The sequence below is a fragment of the Gardnerella sp. CCPDSM genome (assembly GCF_056754715.1).
In genome coordinates, this window is the sequence record NZ_JBQEQO010000063.1 from 1 (window position 1) to 514 (window position 514).

The 514-nt window shown below is 46.5% G+C and carries 2 protein-coding genes; both read left to right on the forward strand.

Annotated features, from left to right (window positions below; genetic code table 11):
- On the forward strand, positions 1–202 hold a 202-nt coding region (locus tag ACTJLE_RS06525; RefSeq protein WP_481267911.1), incomplete at its 5' end, for a terminase TerL endonuclease subunit.
- Positions 203–340: 138 nt separating this feature from the next.
- On the forward strand, positions 341–514 hold a 174-nt coding region (locus ACTJLE_RS06530), incomplete at its 3' end, for a phage portal protein (RefSeq protein ID WP_481267912.1).

Below are 514 nucleotides of genomic sequence, written 5' to 3' on the forward strand. Positions count from 1 at the left end.
TGGGCATCCGGTGCTTCGCTGGAATATGGACAACATTTTCATCCGCACAGATCCTGCAGGAAACATTAAGGCAGATAAGGAAAAATCAACCGAGAAAATTGATGGTGCTATAGCCACCATTATGGCACTTGACCGTGCTATCAGATGCGGTAACGCGAACACTCAAAGCGTGTATGACAATCGCGGGATTTTGTTTATGTAGGAGGTGACAATGAACATTTTTAGCAGACTATTTAAATCAAGAGATAAGCCTGAAAACAGGATGTTAGGCGGTGGTTATCGTTTCTTAATGGGTACGTCCTCGTCCGGTAAGAGGGTGAATGAGCGTTCAGCGATGCAAATGACGGCTGTCTACTCGTGTGTGCGTATCCTGTCTGAAGCGGTGGCGAGTCTGCCGCTTCACGTGTATGAGCGCACGAGTACGGGTACGGCTAAAGCGGTTAAACATCCTTTGTATAAAGTGCTTCATGATGAGCCGAATCTTGAGATGACAAGCTTCGTGTTTAGAGAAACC